The 17,911-nt window shown below is 34.5% G+C and carries 14 protein-coding genes and 1 tRNA gene; 11 read left to right on the top strand and 4 right to left on the bottom strand.

What is annotated here, in order from left to right:
- Positions 1 to 55 precede the first annotated feature (55 nt).
- Positions 56 to 1,225: a trans-sulfuration enzyme family protein gene (locus AACP56_RS00110; protein WP_339334754.1), complete on the top strand. Its 1,170-nt coding sequence runs from the start codon at positions 56 to 58 to the stop codon at positions 1,223 to 1,225.
- Positions 1,225 to 1,947 carry a bacillithiol biosynthesis deacetylase BshB1 gene (gene bshB1, locus AACP56_RS00115; RefSeq protein ID WP_339334752.1) on the top strand — a complete coding sequence of 241 codons (723 nt, stop codon included), beginning with the start codon at positions 1,225 to 1,227 and terminating at the stop codon, positions 1,945 to 1,947. The genes AACP56_RS00110 and bshB1 overlap by 1 nt, the downstream gene beginning before the upstream one ends.
- Here bshB1 and AACP56_RS00120 read toward each other — a convergent pair.
- Complete coding sequence (locus tag AACP56_RS00120) at positions 1,944 to 4,028, bottom strand: tetratricopeptide repeat-containing sensor histidine kinase (protein ID WP_339334750.1); 2,085 nt, start codon at positions 4,026 to 4,028, stop codon at positions 1,944 to 1,946. The genes bshB1 and AACP56_RS00120 overlap by 4 nt on opposite strands.
- Before the next feature lie 146 nt (positions 4,029 to 4,174).
- Positions 4,175 to 6,055, bottom strand: coding sequence for a tetratricopeptide repeat-containing sensor histidine kinase (locus AACP56_RS00125; protein ID WP_339334748.1), 1,881 nt, complete (start codon positions 6,053 to 6,055; stop codon positions 4,175 to 4,177).
- 250 nt (positions 6,056 to 6,305) lie between these two features.
- Here AACP56_RS00125 and AACP56_RS00130 point away from each other — a divergent pair.
- Positions 6,306 to 6,381, top strand: a tRNA-His gene (locus AACP56_RS00130).
- 60 nt (positions 6,382 to 6,441) lie between these two features.
- Here the strand turns inward: AACP56_RS00130 and AACP56_RS00135 are convergent.
- On the bottom strand, positions 6,442 to 8,007 hold the full coding sequence (locus AACP56_RS00135) for a M28 family peptidase (RefSeq protein ID WP_339334746.1): 1,566 nt from the start codon (positions 8,005 to 8,007) through the stop codon (positions 6,442 to 6,444).
- A 119-nt stretch (positions 8,008 to 8,126) separates the two neighbouring features.
- On the opposite strand from AACP56_RS00135, the gene AACP56_RS00140 reads away from it, so the two are divergent.
- The 5 genes from AACP56_RS00140 to AACP56_RS00160 all read left to right on the top strand — a co-directional run bounded on the left by AACP56_RS00140 (position 8,127) and on the right by AACP56_RS00160 (position 13,905).
- Positions 8,127 to 9,041 carry a dihydrodipicolinate synthase family protein gene (locus AACP56_RS00140; protein ID WP_339334744.1) on the top strand — a complete coding sequence of 305 codons (915 nt, stop codon included), beginning with the start codon at positions 8,127 to 8,129 and terminating at the stop codon, positions 9,039 to 9,041.
- Positions 9,038 to 10,624, top strand: coding sequence for an aldehyde dehydrogenase (NADP(+)) (locus AACP56_RS00145; protein WP_339334742.1), 1,587 nt, complete (start codon positions 9,038 to 9,040; stop codon positions 10,622 to 10,624). The genes AACP56_RS00140 and AACP56_RS00145 overlap by 4 nt, the downstream gene beginning before the upstream one ends.
- 6 nt (positions 10,625 to 10,630) lie before the next feature.
- Positions 10,631 to 11,638: a 4-hydroxyproline epimerase gene (locus AACP56_RS00150; protein ID WP_339334740.1), complete on the top strand. Its 1,008-nt coding sequence runs from the start codon at positions 10,631 to 10,633 to the stop codon at positions 11,636 to 11,638.
- On the top strand, positions 11,639 to 12,889 hold the full coding sequence (locus AACP56_RS00155; RefSeq protein WP_339334738.1) for an NAD(P)/FAD-dependent oxidoreductase: 1,251 nt from the start codon (positions 11,639 to 11,641) through the stop codon (positions 12,887 to 12,889).
- Positions 12,890 to 12,975: 86 nt separating this feature from the next.
- Positions 12,976 to 13,905 (top strand): hypothetical protein, encoded by a 930-nt coding sequence (locus AACP56_RS00160; RefSeq protein WP_339334736.1) that lies wholly within the window; start codon positions 12,976 to 12,978, stop codon positions 13,903 to 13,905.
- Positions 13,906 to 13,910: 5 nt separating this feature from the next.
- Here AACP56_RS00160 and AACP56_RS00165 read toward each other — a convergent pair whose 3' ends face one another.
- A complete protein-coding gene (locus tag AACP56_RS00165; protein ID WP_339334734.1) occupies positions 13,911 to 14,555 on the bottom strand; it encodes an alpha/beta hydrolase in 645 nt (214 codons plus the stop codon).
- Positions 14,556 to 14,611: 56 nt separating this feature from the next.
- Between AACP56_RS00165 and AACP56_RS00170 the strand changes: the two genes are divergently transcribed.
- The 3 genes from AACP56_RS00170 to menD are packed head-to-tail and all read left to right on the top strand — an operon-like array spanning position 14,612 to position 17,882.
- Positions 14,612 to 15,034, top strand: coding sequence for a PaaI family thioesterase (locus AACP56_RS00170; protein WP_339334732.1), 423 nt, complete (start codon positions 14,612 to 14,614; stop codon positions 15,032 to 15,034).
- On the top strand, positions 15,015 to 16,076 hold the full coding sequence (locus AACP56_RS00175; RefSeq protein WP_339334730.1) for a chorismate-binding protein: 1,062 nt from the start codon (positions 15,015 to 15,017) through the stop codon (positions 16,074 to 16,076). The genes AACP56_RS00170 and AACP56_RS00175 overlap by 20 nt, the downstream gene beginning before the upstream one ends.
- Positions 16,077 to 16,130: 54 nt before the next feature.
- Entirely contained in the window at positions 16,131 to 17,882 is a 1,752-nt protein-coding gene (gene menD, locus AACP56_RS00180; RefSeq protein WP_339334728.1) for a 2-succinyl-5-enolpyruvyl-6-hydroxy-3-cyclohexene-1-carboxylic-acid synthase, read from the top strand.
- The last annotated feature ends 29 nt before the right edge of the window (positions 17,883 to 17,911 follow it).

The following is a 17,911-nucleotide window of genomic DNA, read 5'->3' on the forward strand; positions in this document are numbered from 1 at the left end:
AGCGCAAGGATTTAAAAATGATTTCCCTAAATTTAAGATTTCAAAATAATATGAAATGAAAAAGAGTTCTAAAGGGGTTAATACCATCTGTACTCATGTTGGGGAAGTGAAGGATGAGCAGTTTAAAGGAGCAGTTTCTCCAATATATATGTCTTCTTCTTATGCTTTTGAGAATGTTGATGTAAAACGATACCCCAGATATTTTAACACTCCAAATCAAGAAGCTTTGGGTAAGAAAATAGCAGCTTTGGAACATGCTGAGGGCGCACTTATTTTTGGAAGTGGTATGGCAGCGATAAGCCATGCTCTAATGGCTTTTCTAAGTGCTGGTGACCATATTGTTTTGCAACAGACCTTGTATGGGGGAACCTATAATTTTGCAGTGACCCAATTAGAAAAATATGGAATTACCTTTTCTTTTACCCAAGGTTGGGAGATAGCGGATTTTGAAAAGGAAATTAAATCGAACACTAAAGTAATCTATATAGAAACACCTTCTAATCCCTTATTGACCATAACCGATGTTAGAGGTGTAGCCCAACTGGCTGAAAAATATGGTATTGTCTCAATGATAGATAATACGTTTGCAAGCCCAATCAATCAAAACCCCATCGATTTTGGAATAGATGTGGCCATACATAGTGCAACAAAATATATGGGTGGCCACTCTGATATTTGCGCTGGCGCTGTAGCTGCTTCTAAAGAGTACATTCATAAAATTTGGGAATCTTCAATTTGCTTTGGTGGGAGTTTAAGCGACCAGACCGTATGGTTATTGGAACGTAGTTTAAAAACTATGGGACTAAGAGTTAAGGCCCAAAATGCGAATGCACAAAAATTGGCAGAATTTTTAACGAAAACAGATGATGTGGATGCTGTTTATTACCCAGGTTTAGAATCACATCCAGACCATAAGTTAGCTAAGGAGCAGATGCATGGTTTTGGCGGAATGCTATCTTTTGAACTTGCAGAAGCGTTAGATCCTTTGGAGTTTTTGAAGTCCTTGCAATTAATAAAACCATCCATGAGTTTGGCTGGTGTAGAAAGTACTATGCTATTACCAGTGTTGACGTCTCACTCATTGATGAGCCCAGATGACAGAAAAAAGCAAGGGATTAAAGATGGATTGATTCGATTTTCTGTAGGAATTGAAGAAACCGAAGACTTAATGGATGATATTGAGCAAGCATTGGTGAGAATAAAGTCAAAATCAGTTTTAGTATAATGAAGTTAGATATATTGGTATTTGGAGCACATCCAGATGATGCGGAGCTTGGTGCTGGTGCCACCATAGCAAAAGAAATTGCAAAGGGTAAAAAAGTAGGTATTGTTGATTTGACAAGAGGGGAGTTAGGTACCCGTGGTACAGCTGAAACAAGACATATAGAAGCAGAAAAGGCAGCGAAAATACTTGGGGTCAGTATTCGTGAAAATCTTGGTTTTGCCGACGGTTTTTTTGTCAATGACAGATTGCATCAGATTGAAGTGATAAAAATGATACGAAAATATCGTCCAGAAATAATTCTATGTAATGCGATTGATGACCGTCATATTGATCATGGAAAAGGTAGTAAATTGGTTAGCGACGCTTGTTTTTTAAGTGGCTTGATAAAGATTGAAACAAAAATCAGCAAAGATGATAAGCCCCAAAAACCATGGAGACCAAGAGTTGTTTATCACTACATTCAATGGAAAAATATAGAACCTGATTTTGTCGTAGACGTCTCAAATTTTATTGATAAGAAAATAGAAGCAATACTTGCATATAGTACTCAATTTTATGACCCAAAAAGTAACGAGCCTGAGACTCCAATAAGCAGTAAAAACTTTATGGATAGTGTTAATTATCGTGCTCGTGATTTGGGAAGGTTAGTAGGAGTGGAATATGCTGAAGGATTTACCGCTGAGCGCTATTTAGCTGTTGACAGTGTGAGCGACTTGGTCTAACTGGCCCTTTGATAGCTACTCTTAGCTTTTGGAATGGTAAAATAAAAGATTGAGCCTTTGTTTATTCTACTTTCCACCCAGATTTTACCATTATTTTTTTCAATCATCTCTTTACAAAGGGATAAGCCTAAACCTGTTCCTTTTTCATTATTGGTACCATATGTGGTAATATTTGAATAATCTGAGAATATTTTTTCTTGTATATCTTGGGTCATACCCACTCCAGAATCCTTTATCTGTATTTGCCAAGATTTTCCTTTTTCCACAGCTGTAAAGGTAATCAGACCGTTTTCAGGAGTAAATTTCAAAGCATTGCTTACAAGGTTTCTAATGACAATATCAATCTGGTTTTGATCGGCCCATATCATTGGAGTATCATCAATATGATTGATCATTTTAATTGATTTATGGTGCGCCATTTCGGAAAGTAAATTAATATTTCTATCCACAATACCCTTAATTGTAAAATTCTTTGGCCTGGTAGAGGAACCGTTCATTTGTGATTGTCCCCATGATAATAGGTTATTAAGAGTAAAAAGTACGTTGTCAACATCAGATTTTAACTTAGGGATAAAAGAATCCAATTCATCTTTTTTTATGTCTCCATTGGAGAATAGACGTAATAATTCTTGTAAAGCTCCTACGGGACCCCGTAAATCATGACCTATTATTGAGAAAAGTTTATTTTTTGTCTTGTTCGTTTTGGTAAGCTCTATTTCCCTTCTTTGTATTAAAACAGTTTTGTGGTTTAGCTTCTTGTTCAATCGCTTTTGCATTTTTTGGCTACGTACCACAATGAATATGATTACTCCAAGGATAAATAATATAGCTAATGTTGAATATATAATAACTCGTTGTCTGGCAAGAGCTTCATCATTTTTCTCTATTAATAATTCTTTTTGTTTTTCGTAATCTAACTTTGCTTTTAACAACGATAAACTCTTCTTATTATCATCTCTGGTTAAAGAATCAGAAAGTTTTTTATGCAATTCATGGTAAGAAAGCGCATTGGTATGATCATTACTTCTTTTATATATTTTATATAATGTATTTGCACATTCTTTTTGACCTTGAAGTGAACTGATAGTTTTGGCAACGGTAAAACCTTTTTCTGCGTAAACCATGGCTAAACTATCTTTTTTGAGACCTAAATAAGTTTGTGATATACCATTTAGCATATCAATTTTGCCCCGTTCATCATCTATCTTATTGTGGACTAAATTACTCTGCTCATACCAATATAATGCCCATTTGTATTTTTTTTGATCTAAATAAATTCGACCTTTTACCTCATATGCAAATGCCAACCAGTCTAAAATTTGATGTTTTTCAAAAGTCGCAATACTCTTATTTATATTAAATGCTGCATAGTTAAACTTTTTCATTTCTGAATATGTCAATGCAATATTGCTAAATGTTTCTGCTGCAATGATTTCGTTACCTATTTCTTCATTAATAGTTATTACTTTATCATAAAATGCTATTGCTTGCTTAAAATCGTTTTGTGATGCATATAGATTAGCTATGTTTTCATTCATAATGGATAATAGTAGTTTGTTATCCATCTCTGTCGCTAAATCTATTCCCCTTAGATAACCACTTAAGGCTTTGGAATAATCACCCAAATAGCCATATTCTCCTGCAAGACTATTCATCAAAGTTAGCCTTTGATTTTTATTCTGGTCAATTTCGAGAATACCTAAGGCTCTTTCATAATTTTCTATGGCTCTTTTACTTTTACCCTTATCCGAGTAATAATTTCCATGTAAGGCCAAAGCTTCAATGATTCCTAATTTAAAGTTGATTTCTCTACTTAACCTTAGCGATTTTTTGGCTATGAACAGCAAACTGTCAGAGTTTACAAACCGGTATGCATTTCCTAATTGTGTATATGGTTTTATATAAGCCGTATCCTTTTCGAATAAATTATTATTCTGGCGCAGATTGTAGACTACCTGGGTAAGACTATCAACTTTTTTATTTTGAGCACAAATTGTAGGTATAGTAATAGTACAAACCAGCCCCAATAGGATTGTTTTAAAAAGTAAATTCCAAACTATTTTTGGAAAATTGAAGCTCATGATTGTTAAAGTAGGTTAACTATGTAAATGTACTTTACATAAAAGGTAGACAACGAACTAATGTTGTGAACTCCGAAATTTTGTGTGTTTTAACTTAAAAAACATGCATTTCATCGATGTTTTTTAAAAAATTAGCAGTATTTGGCCTATGTAGGGATTTTAAGTAGTAGACAACTTCCGTCGGGTTTATTTTGTTCTACCATAATCTGACTATTGTTCTTTTGTGCCAATTCTTTACAAATGGATAGTCCTAAACCTGTACCTTTTTCATTATTAGTGCCTTTAGTGGTAAACATTACGCTAGAAGTAAAATGTTCTGAAAGTAACTTTTTGTCAAAGCCAATTCCTGTATCGCAGATGGTAATTGTAACTTCTTCATCACTAGTTTTAGTTCCTATGGTAACCTTACCGTTTTCTGGAGTAAACTTTATGGCATTATTGATAAGGTTCCGGAAAATAATCCTCAAATGCTCACAATCAAACCTAACCATACATTTTTGAGTAACAGAGTTTGTGATTTCAATGCACTTTTTATGGGCCTCAGTCTCAAAAACAGAGATGGTCTCATCAATAATTTTTTTGACATCTACTTCTGTAGGATGGGCCATTATACTGTTCATTTGGCTTTGAGCCCAAAAAAGGAGGTTATTAAGTGTAAAGGTGGTATAATCAACGTTTTTTTGAATTCTTGGTGTTAGCTCACCCATTTCTTTTGGTGAGATTACTTTTTTTTCAAACAACCCCAGTAATTCATTAAGTGTGGATAGCGGAGTTTTTAGGTCATGTCCTATAATGGAGAATATTTTGTCTTTGGTAGTGTTGATTTCCTTAAGTTTTTTATTTGCCTTTTTTTGATTGATATAGTTTTGACGTATAAGCGTTCCGATTATTAATGAGATGATTAACACAAAAATTGCTATCCTATTAATTGCTTTTTGTTGAGTTAATTTTTTATCACTTTCAATTTTGAGTTTTTCTTGTTCGCGTTCATATTCTGTTTGCGCAACAAGCATTAAAAACTGAGTTTTATTCTCTTGGACTCTTAAAGAATTTGAAATATTATGTGAAATTTCTAAATTTTTTATAGCTTTTTCAAATTCTCCTTTTGAGAGGTATAATTGATACAAAAGATTGTGACCTAGGGACAACCCATCTTTATATTCTATTTCAGTTGCAATTTCTATAGCTTTATGTAAAAACTCTTCCGATAGTTTTAAGTTCTTATTGCTTAAATAGGCTTCTGCAAAACCTAAATTAGCGTCAGTTTCACGCTTTTTATCATTCATGTTTTTCAATAGATTCTTGGCTAGTGAATATTGATAAATAGCTTCTTTAATGTCCATTTCCTTGATTGCCACTCCACCAAGGGTTATCCTACAAAATGATTCCCATGCGGCATTTTTTTGTGAGGCAAAAACTTTTGTTGCATTTAGATTATGAAATTTACTTTTGGAATAGTTGCCATTTTTCCAATACAGAAAGCTCATATTTGCTTCTAACTGGGCTTTCTGTATAAATTGTTGGTTTTTATTTTTTAATGATTCTAAGTTTTTAATGTAATATTCCAGTGCTTTATCATAATCTTTTAATAATGAGAAACTGGTACCTAAATTCATTCTTATCGTGAAAAGCTTAGTTTGATGATTTATTCTTTCAGCGATGGATTCTGCTTTTTTAAAAGCAACATAACCCTTAGGAAAATCCCCAGTCGATGACCAACCTACAGCTTCAATATTTAAAGCTTCAATTGCTAAACTATCTAAACCCAGATTTTTTGCTTTATTAAATAGATTGTGGGCGTCTTCAGCTCCTTTTTTTGGATTCCCATTAAAAGCTTCATATCTAGCTCTTATTAAATCTGAATTCAGAATGCCTTTTTTATATTCTGCTTTAATACTAAGTTCTTTTAATTCTTGTGTGTATTTTAATAGACTGTCCTTGTTTTGATATACATAGCTCTCGGCCAATGGTCCAAGTAAATTCAAATATTTTATATCTGTTGAATGAAAACCTTGTTGATTCTTCATCTTTTTTATTACACCATGAATACTATCTGAAAATTTCTGTTGGCTAAAAATTAATGGTGTATAAAGAAAAACTGCAATTAGACTTAATAAAGTTATGTATGTAGGAATATTACTTTTAAACTTTACTATTAGCAATCTAAATAATTTAGGGTTTTTGATTACTCTAAGATAATCATCTTTAGCGTAGTAATAATATTATTTTTATTTTGAATGATAGCACAAAAAAAATTACATTTGCATCCGTTTAAATGGTGGTTGTAGCTCAGCTGGTTAGAGCATCGGTTTGTGGTACCGAGGGTCGCCGGTTCGAACCCGGTCTTCCACCCTTAGCATAGAAAAGCCTCCTTCTTAGGAGGCTTTCTCTTTTCATGAAAACTTCTTAATGATTATTTTGTCGCAGTAGCCTTGTCTACAACCACCTTATTGGCTCTATTCGCTACTTCCCAAGCTGTATGAAAAACCAATCGTGTCCTATTTTCCAATAGATCGTAATCAATTTTATCAGGAGTGTCCCCGGGTCTGTGATAATCTGCATGGGTACCATTAAAATAAAAAATGATGGGAATATTATTTTTTGCAAAATTATAGTGATCGCTTCTATAGTAAAAACGATTGGGATCATTCTCATCATTGTACTTGTAATCTAATTCTATATTGGTGTATTTAGAATTAATTTCCTCAGACAATTCATGAAGTTCTGTGCTAAGTTTATCCGAACCAATTAAGTAAACATAGTTTCTGTCTCCTTCTCTCTTAGGGTCTATTCTTCCTATCATGTCTATATTTAAATTTGCAACGGTTTGGTTTAACGGAAAGATAGGCTGGAAATCTGTGTAATATTTCGAACCAAGTAGCCCTTTTTCTTCGCCGGTAACATGTAAAAACACTACAGATCTTTTAGGACCGTTTCCTTCACTGGCTGCTTTTTTAAATGCTTCCGCAATCTCTAACAGGGCAACGCTTCCAGAACCATCATCATCAGCACCATTGTTTATCTGTCCATCGGCAGTAATACCTATATGGTCAAGGTGGGATGAAATAATCAAATATTCATTTGGTTTTTCTGAACCTTTTATTATTGCTGCCACGTTTTCGGAATCAACTTTATCATTCGCACTGATAATACTTAAACCTAGTTTTACCGATAGTGATGCTGGTTTGTTATCATCTAAAATATCACTCTTTAACGCTTTAGCAGCTTTATCTTTAACTAAAACTACAAACTCATTCGAAGTTTCATCAGCAAGTCCCATTCTGCCAGAATCATTTGTTTTCATGTAATCAAAATAGCGCTTAAAACGCGGATAATTTTGACCATCAAAGTAGATTGCTCCAACCGCTCCTTTATCAAAAGCAAGTTTGGTTTTTTTGCCCATTGCTTCTGACATATTACTCCAAACAGATTTCTCCTCCGTACCAGAAATTAGATAAGTTCCATTTTCGTCAACTGGCTCACCAGCGTTTATCAACACTATTTTTCCAGAAAGGTCTAACCCCTTATAGTCAGAATAGTCACCATCTTCTATACCATATCCAACATATACAATCTCAGAATGATTTCCCTGGGCAGAGGTAAAGGTTAAAATGTCTTCACCAAGTTCAAATTCTTCATTACCAATAGTGATAGTACCGGTAGGTACTTTGCCTATCTCTAGAGGAACTTTTTGAAAATAATCCCCGTTGGTTTGTGCCGCTGGAATTCCCATGGCTTCATATTGCTTTTTTAAATATTCGATAGCTTTCTTCTGACCCGGCTGCCCAGTTTCACGACCTTCGAACTCATCAGAAGCATAGATGTACAAATGTTCTTTTAACTCATCTTCAGTAATGCTTTCAGCATAAGGAACAGGGTTTGAGTTTTTAACTGTAGCTACTTTGCTATCAGAAACAGTTTTTTGGGAAGAATTACATGACGCTATAATTAACGATGTAATTAAAAGTATTTTTTTCATTCGAAAAATTTAAAAATAAGTTGACCAAAAATAGCTAAAAGTTTAATAAAGTGGGGGTTAGAAATAGATTTAGTTTTAAATGCTTTATGTATCTTGGATTGAATTAAAAAAGTCTTTTTATGCATTTTAACTGGGATGGGGTCATGCCCGCAATAACCACCAAATTTACTAAGGATGACACTTTGGATTTAGATATGTTTTCAAAGAGCATTATGGCACAGTTAGATGCTGGTGTCAATGGAATGGTTTTAGGGGGGACCTTGGGAGAGGCCAGCACATTGAGCAAGGAAGAGAAAAAATTATTGTTGGAAAAAACAGTTGATTTGGTTGATGGAGAAATACCTGTTATCATGAATATTGCAGAGCAATCTACCAAAGATGCTATAAATGCTGCTGAGAACGCAGAAGAAAATGGGGCAAATGGTTTAATGTTGTTGCCCCCAATGCGTTACAAAGCCACAGATTATGAAACTGTAACTTACTTTGAAGCCGTTGCAAAAAGTACAGATTTACCAATAATGATTTATAACAACCCGGTAGATTATAAAATTGAGGTAACGCTAGAAATGCTTGGCGAGCTTTTAAAGTTGGACAATATTAAAGCCGTCAAGGAATCTACCAGGGATATTACTAATATCACTAGAATTAGAAACCAATTTGGAAATAGACTTAAGATTCTTTCTGGAGTAGATACTTTAGCACTTGAAAGTATTCTAATGGGGGCAGATGGATGGATTGCTGGTTTAGTTTGCGCATTTCCTAGGGAAACGGTAGCCATTTATAGATTGGCAAAAGCGGGAAAGACTAATGAAGCAATTGAAATTTACAGATGGTTTTTACCATTGTTGGAATTGGACATTAATCCGCAATTGGTTCAGAATATAAAATTAGCAGAAGTTGCCACTGGGATTGGTACAGAGTATGTGCGCGAACCTAGATTACCTTTACAAGGAAAAGAAAGGGATAAGGTACTAAAAATAATAGAAGAGGGTGTCAATACTAGACCAAATCTACCAGATTACAAATCATTATGATTACAGGAAAGAACTATATAGGGAATTCACTTTCCAATTTAGGAAGTGAAACATTTAAAACATTTAACCCAAAATTAAATATTGAAAACGAATGGACTTTCCATGAAGCTTCAGATTCTGAAATAAACAAAGCAGTTAGTTTGGCCACTGATGCATTTGATGATTACAAGAATACTTCAGGAAAAGAAAGGGCAATTTTTTTAAATCAGATTGCAGATGAAATCGAGACTTTAGGTGATGAGTTAATGCAGGTATATTGCCAAGAGACTGGACTTCCCGAGGGTAGGGCAAAAGGAGAAAGAGGTAGAACAGTAGGACAATTAAGGTCTTTTGCCGCACTTGTAGATGAAGGTTCTTGGGTTCAAGCTACAATTGATACTTCCTTGCCTGAAAGAGTTCCAATGCCTAAACCAGACCTTCGTAAAATGATGATTCCCCTTGGTCCTGTAGCTGTTTTTGGTGCAAGCAACTTTCCTTTAGCATATTCCACTGCTGGTGGTGATACTGCAAGTGCTTTAGCTTCTGGGTGTCCAGTGGTGGTTAAAAGTCACCCCATGCATGCTGGTACAGGAGAGTTGGTAGCTTCAGCTATCATAAAAGCAGTAGTAAAAACGAATATGCCAAATGGTATTTTTTCAAATTTAAACAGTAGTGGCATTGAGGTGGGTGAAAAATTGGTCTCCCACCCAAATATCAAAGCTGTTGGTTTTACGGGAAGTATCAAGGGAGGTAGAGCGCTCTTGGATATGGCAACAGAGAGAGAAGAACCTATTCCCGTTTTTGCTGAAATGGGAAGTGTTAACCCAGTAGTATTGCTTCCTAAGGCTTTAGAGTTAAAAACAAAGAATTGGGCAAAAACGTATGCAGGGTCAATTACCTTGGGGGCAGGTCAATTTTGTACCAATCCAGGATTATTATTTGGAATTAGGGGTGATGGACTTACAACTTTTATGAATGAATTGGCAAAAGAGATTTTGAAAATTCAACCTTTTTGTATGCTTAATCCTGCAATTAAGAATAATTATTCAACTAACAAATCATTTATTCAAGAACAAAATGGTGTTTCAACAGTTGCTACAGAAGAAGAACGGGAAGACAATTTTGGGAATCAAGCGGTAGTAAGCGTTTCCGGAGCTGAATTTATAGCTAACCCATCCCTACATAGGGAGGTTTTTGGACCATTCTCAATGATTGTTCAATGTGAAGATAATATAGAACTAGAAAATGCTATCAATAGTTTGGAAGGTCAGTTGACAGGAACTGTGATTTCAGAAGAAGACGAAATCAAAGACTTTTCACAGACTATTGCTTTATTACAGAGCAAAGTTGGAAGGTTGATTTTTAATGGTGTTCCAACTGGTGTAGAAGTTTGCCCAGCGATACAACATGGCGGGCCATACCCTGCATCAACGGACAGTAGATTTGGAGCTGTTGGTATTCATTCTATAAATAGATGGGTTAGGCCAATTAGTTTTCAAGACTGGCCAAATAATTTATTGCCAGATGAATTAAGAGATGAGAATCCACTTAAAATCAATAGGTCTGTAAACGGTGTTTCAACCAAAGAAACTATAACACGTTAATTATTTATGGCTGTTCATACCTTTAAATGTATCGATGCCCATACTTGTGGAAATCCTGTTCGTTTGGTTGCGGAAGGTGGACCAGAATTGGTAGGTAAGAACATGAACGAGAAACGAAAACACTTTTTAAATGAGTATGATTGGGTAAGAAGAGGTTTAATGTTTGAACCACGTGGGCATGATATGATGAGTGGTAGTATTTTATACCCGCCTCACGGCCCAAATAATGACGTTGCCGTATTATTTATTGAAACCAGTGGTTGTTTGCCTATGTGCGGACATGGAACCATTGGAACTATAACCATTGCAATAGAAAGGGGGTTGATAAAACCTAAATCACAAGGAAAAGTGTTGATGGAAACTCCTGCTGGACTTGTGGAAATTGAATATCATAAACCCAAAGAAAAAGTTGAATGGGTAAAGTTGACCAATGTTAAAAGCTATTTGGCAAAGAGTGGATTGTCTATTGAATCACCGGAATTGGGAGAATTAACTTTTGATGTTGCTTACGGCGGTAATTTTTACGCAATTTTCGACCCACAAGATAATTTCTCAGGAGTTCAAGATTATTCCGCATCTAGATTGATACAGTTATCTCAAAAACTACGCAAGCGTATAAATTATGAATATTCAAATGAGTTTATTCACCCAGAGAATGATGCAATACGTGATGTGTCGCATATATTGTGGACAGGGACACCTTTAAATATTGATTCCTCTAGCAGAAACGCGGTTTTTTATGGAGATAAAGCCATAGACCGTTCCCCATGTGGTACAGGAACATCAGCAAGAATGGCACAATTACATGCAAAAGGGAAATTAGATGTTGATGAAGAGTTTGTCCATGAGAGTTTTATCGGTTCTACTTTTATAGGAAAGATTGAACTAGAGACCACTTTAGCTGGTAAAACAGCAATTGTTCCAAGTATAAAGGGGTGGGCAAAAATTTATGGAGAGAATACAATCACTATAGATGATGACGACCCTTACGCACATGGATTTCAGGTTATTTAAATGGGAAAGAATGTTGTAATAATTGGTGGTGGGATTATAGGACTTTGTTCGGCTTACTTTCTAGAAAAAGAGGGGAATAAAGTTACTATACTGGATAAATCCAATATGTTATCTGGTGCTTCATATGTGAATGCTGGATATATTACACCCAGTCATATTGTACCTCTAGCTTCTCCTGGTATGATTTCTAAGGGCTTACGTTATATGTTTGACTCTTCAAGCCCTTTCTATATGAAACCAAGATTTGATTTAGATTTCATAAAATGGGCATGGTATTTTAAAAGGTCTTCTACTAAAAGTAAAGTTGAAAAAGCTATCCCGATAATTAAAGACATTAATATATTAAGTAGGGAGTTGTTCGAAGGCATTAAATCATCAGGCGATTTAGGCGATTTCCACTTAGAGCGTAAAGGATTATTAATGCTTTATCAAAATCAAGAAGCAGGAGACGAAGAGATGAAAATTGCCAAGAAGGCCAAATTTATGGGGCTTAAAGTGAAAAGACTTGATGGTAATGGTGTTAATAAACTTGAACCAAATATAAAAATCAATGCAGTTGGGGGAGTCCATTATGAGTGCGATGGTCATACAACACCTAATGAGTTTATGGAAAAAATGATTTCCTATCTACTCACTACGGGGGTAACAATCCATAAAAATGAAGAAGTAATAGATATACATTCATCAAACCAAAAAATTAGGTCTGTAGAAACCACCAAAAGAACCCTAAATGCAGATGAAGTCATTTTTGCAGCTGGCTCTTGGACATCTGACCTAAGTAAAAAGCTAAAGGTTAATTTGCCAATGCAAGCTGGAAAAGGTTATAGTATTGATGTGAAAACCAATACAAATATTAGTATGCCAGCTATTTTGATGGAAGCTAAAGTGGCAGTTACCCCTATGATGGGTTTTACGCGTTTTGCAGGAACCATGGAGTTTTCTGGAATCAATACTACAATTCGTAGAGAAAGGGTAAATGCCATTGCGAATAGTGCTTCAAAATTCTATGAAAATCTACATATACCAAAAATGGATAGGGAGGATGCTAAATGCGGACTTCGTCCAGTCACTCCGGATGGGCTACCATACATTGGAAAGTCTTCAAAATATAAAAACTTAATTTTCGCTACGGGACATGCTATGATGGGTTGGAGCCTTGGACCTATTACTGGTAAGTTGGTTGCCCAAATTTCATCTAATAAGAAAACAGAAATGAATATTACTTCTTTTAGTCCTGATCGCAAATTCTAATGAAATCCACTTTATCTTAGAGTAAATTTCGACGTTTGGCACTCCATTTGCTTTTCAATTGACATAAATCAAAGTATTTTTGCAATATGATAAAAGATTACCTCTACTTTTTTTTAATCTGTTTACTATTTGGTTATCAATCTTTTGGTCAAGAGCTAAAACTTTTTACTACAAATGATTTTGACCTTAATGGTAAGGTTAAAAAATGTACGGTAATTACAGATTATGGTCAAGAAGTATTTGAGTTTGATGAGAACGGACTTCTGTTAAAATCAATCACCGCCTATAATGAAGCTGATCAAGATATCACCTCTTATAAATATGCTAATGGCTTCTTGTTGGAAAAAAGAATGGAGAGTTACAAGGACAATGTTTTGGATGAATCCAGTTCAATGGCAAACTTTTATAAAATAGATACAACCAAACAAAAAATAGTTAGGGAACAAATTATTTCTTATGACAAGGAATTTGTGGAGCTTCAAGAATATGTTTACGGAGAAGAAGACAGAATTTTTAAAGTGACTACATCGCATGAAAATGCTGTTGATGAGACAAGAATAGAGTACTCAACTTTTAAGAATGAGACAACCAAAACATATTTTGTTAATGGAGTCATTGAGAAATCTATCCGTACTTCCATTAAGAAATCTAAATCAGGAATTGAACAAAAAATAATTCTTACTAAGGAATATGTAGACGGTGAGCCTAATAAAGCTGTGGAACAAAGGTTTGATGAAAATGGAATACTTATCTACGAAGAACTATTTTTAAGTGACAACTTGAAAGGCGGATTTGCAAGTCAAGAAATACGGCAGTTTAAATACAATACAGATGGTGTGTTGGAAAAAGAAGTAATTAAAAAAGGTAAGGCAGTTAGTGAAAAGGAATTTATATTTCAATTTGACGACAACGAGAATAAGAACTGGGTCAAAAAAATAACTACTCCTGAAAACACCTATATTACCCGTAAAATTGAATATTACCCTCCTTTAGAAGTTGAGGAACAACCTGAGTAATTGGCTTATTCAAATTGTTTGAGCAGTTCAGGTTTTAGTTCATGCCCACCATCGAAAGTCAATACTTGTGCACTTTCTTTAAATAAGGAATGTATTTTTTTCTTTTCTAACCCAATCCTTTCTTTGTTTAGAAACTCATCTTTATCACCATATACAATTGTGATAGAAGCTTCATTAAAATCTAAATATTCAAAATCTTTTGCTGTCAATTCATTTGGAATTCCCCCAGCATACAGGATAAGCTTGTTAAATATCTTCTTTTTTTGGCTTAGCCATCGTGTAGCAATTGAAACCCCTTGTGAAAAACCAAGTACAATCAAGTTTTTGTCAGAGGGTATTTTTTCAGAGTCTAAAACTGCATCAATATAATTTAAAACATTACAAATTTCAGTTTGTGTATCCTCTTTCGTTAGCCAACTTGCACCCACATATTTATACTCCCCATTTAAATAATATTTAGATGGCGCCTGTGGAGCAACGATGTAATTTTCATTAGGATTTATATCCTTAAAATATTTAAGAAAGTACTTACTTAAAAATCCAATTCCATGGAAGACAATCCAAATATTTTTTGTGTGATTAGTCAGTTCATTTAGTGTTTCGTATGAATTCGTATTCTGGTATTTAACTGTTTTCTTAAAAGAAGTCATAGTATAAATTTAGCACCTTTTATCGTATGGAATGTTTAATTTTACAAAAAGGAAATATGGAAGCACACAAAGAAAAAATTCTTAATGTCTGTAATGAAATTTGTAAGGGAACATTAATGGAAACATTGGATATTTCTTTTACAGACGTAGGAGAAAATTTTTTGGTTGCAAAGATGCCAGTGACTTCCAAAGTATATCAACCAGATGGGGTTTTGCACGGTGGAGCCACTGTAGCTTTGGCAGAAAGTGTTGGTAGTGCAGCATCTTACATTTTTCTTGATGGAAATGAGTTTTATGTTAGAGGAATCGAAATTTCTGCAAATCATGTTAAGAGTGTAAAGGAGGGATATGTTTTTGCTAAGGCAACTATTATTCATAAAGGTAGGACCACCCAACTATGGGAGATAAAAATTACGAATGAGGATGATGAGCTTATTTCTAACTGTAAACTAACTACTATTGCCCTCCCAAGAAAATAAAGAATTTAAAGAGCTTCTTTCAAAAGCAAGTAAGAGCAAAAAAGATGGTTTGCCGTTTGTTCTTTACCGAAAGCCAAATTCGAAAACAGTCAATGCTATCTTTCCAGCTAAAAATAAAGTTGAATATACTTTGGATTTTTCAAAAACTGGCTTTGTATTTTCACCGTTTGACACCTCTAAAAAAGCGTTGTTGTTTTTGAGCAATGAAGTTTTAAAAGTAGCATATCAAGCTGAAAACAATCAGGTTAACACTAAATTCGAGCCAATTGAAAAAGGGAAAGAACAACATTTAAAATTAATAGATGATGCTGTCTCTTTATTTACAGCAGGACCACTTAAAAAGATAGTGCTTTCTAGAAAAATTATTACTGAGACTAAAAAAACTGATTTTGAAATATTTCAGCTTCTTCTCAATACTTATCCAAGTGCTTTTAATTACATACTTTTTCATCCTAAATTAGGTACATGGCTTGGGGCAACTCCTGAGACATTACTAAGATTGGACAATAGTATTCTCACAACCATATCCCTTGCAGGAACTTTACCAATTGTTGGGGATAAACCGCCTGACTGGGGCAGTAAAGAATTGCAAGAACAACAAATGGTAACGGATTATCTGAAGGAAGTTTTGTCAGAAAAAATATCCAAGAGTACTGTTACGCCTGTAACCTCTGTTAAAGCAGGCAAGCTTTGGCATTTAAAATCCGTTATTACTGGCGAGTTAAAGAGAGAAATAAGTTTAACGGACGTTATTGAAGCATTACATCCTACACCAGCAATCTGTGGAGTGCCCAAAGAACTATCAAAAAAGTTCATACTTGATAATGAAAATTACGACCGCGAGTATTATACTGGTTTTCTAGGAGAGCTAAATTATAATCGCGGCAAGCAGACACAATTATTCGTAAATCTTCGCTGCATGAAGTTAGACAGTACTAAAGCTTCTATTTATGTAGGTGGAGGGGTAACACAACAATCAACTGCAAAAAATGAGTGGGAGGAGACCCAACATAAAAGCAGAACAATGCTTAGTTTGCTTTAAGCTTACTACTAATTATTTCTATTTTCAGAATTTCAGTTCGTATTTTTGCTCTGAATGAAGCAGTCCAATATACCTTCGGCCCAAGCAGTAGTTTCTGCATGTAGAGCTACAGGAATTAAAAATATTATTATCTCTCCGGGTTCCAGAAACGCCCCTTTAACGATAACTTTTACCGAAGATTCTTTTTTCAATTGTTTTAGTATTGTAGATGAACGTAGCGCAGCATTTTTTGCGCTGGGAATTGCGTTGCAGCAAAAGTTGCCTACTGCCTTGGTTTGTACTTCTGGTAGTGCTTTGTTAAACTATTATCCTGCAATAGCAGAAGCATTTTATAGCACCATCCCTTTGGTTGTGATATCAGCTGATAGGCCTCCCTACAAAATTGATGTTGGTGATGGACAAACTATTAGACAAGACAATGTATTTAATAGGCATATTGGTTATTCCGCCAATTTAAAATTGGATGTTAGCCATGCGCAAAAAAGATTAAAATTATATGCACCAGATTTACTTTCGAAAGAACAAAAAGATATTAATGCCTATAACAAAAGAGAAATTACGCAAGCACTAAATGTGGTCTTTCAAAAAAAACTACCTGCTCATATTAATGTTCCTTTTGAAGAACCATTGTATGACGTAGAAGTAATTAATGAAGAGGTTGGATTTACACAAGTTCTTTCTGAAACATTTGAATTTATTGAGGAAGGGGTTCTGAGCGATATAGATAGTTACAAAAAACTTTGGAGAACGGCTAAAAAAAAGATGGTACTCATTGGTGTAAACCATCCTAATGAAGTTGAACAAGAGCTTTTAGATATTTTGGGCAATGACCCATCCGTACTTGTTTTTACCGAAACAACATCAAACCTGCATCATCCCAATTTTTTTCCAAGCATAGACAGCGTTATTTTTCCAATTGAAAAGTCCGATAACTCTGATACATTATTTAAAGAATTACAACCTGAGATATTGCTCACTTTTGGCGGATTGGTTGTCTCTAAAAAGATAAAGGCTTTTTTAAGGAATTATAAACCCAAACATCATTGGCATGTAGATGAAGTTAAAGCTTATGACACTTATTTCTCTTTAGAACATCATTTTAAAACAAATCCGAATAAGTTTTTGAAGTTTTTGTTGTTTAAAAATGAAAACGTGAAAAGTAAGTATTTTGATACTTGGAACAGCGTTAAAAATGATTACGAAAGAAAAAGGGAATCTTATCTAAAGGGAATTCCCTTTTCAGATTTTTCTGTATTTAATCAAATTCTTAAAGAAATACCTAATACTTACCAAGTACATTTGGCCAATAGCTCAACTGTTCGTTATTCCCAGCTTTTTAATTTGAATCCTTCATTAAGAGTTTTTTGCAATAGGGGAACCAGTGGAATTGATGGTAGTACTTCCACAGCAGTAGGGGCAGCAGTTTATGAAGAAACTCCTACATTAATAATAACGGGGGACTTAAGCTTTTTCTATGATAGTAATGCACTTTGGAACAACTATATAAAGAACAACTTTCGTATCATTTTAATCAATAATTCTGGAGGGGGTATATTTAGGATTTTACCTGGTGCGGAAGATTCGGAAAATTTCTCAACTTTTTTTGAAACAAAACACAGAACCAATGCTGAATTTTTATGTAAACAATTTGGTTTTGAGTACACATGTGCAAAAGATGAGGATGCCCTAAAAAAAGCATTTTTAGATTTTTACGATAGTTCTAAAGCTCCAAAATTGTTGGAAATATTTACTCCAAGAAAGTTAAATGACAAAATTTTGCTCGGTTACTTTGATTTTATATCTTAGGATAATTATAAACATTAAGAACACTAACA

Origin of the sequence: Croceitalea sp. MTPC6, from assembly GCF_036985525.1 — a bacterium.
Lineage (GTDB): Bacteria > Bacteroidota > Bacteroidia > Flavobacteriales > Flavobacteriaceae > Croceitalea.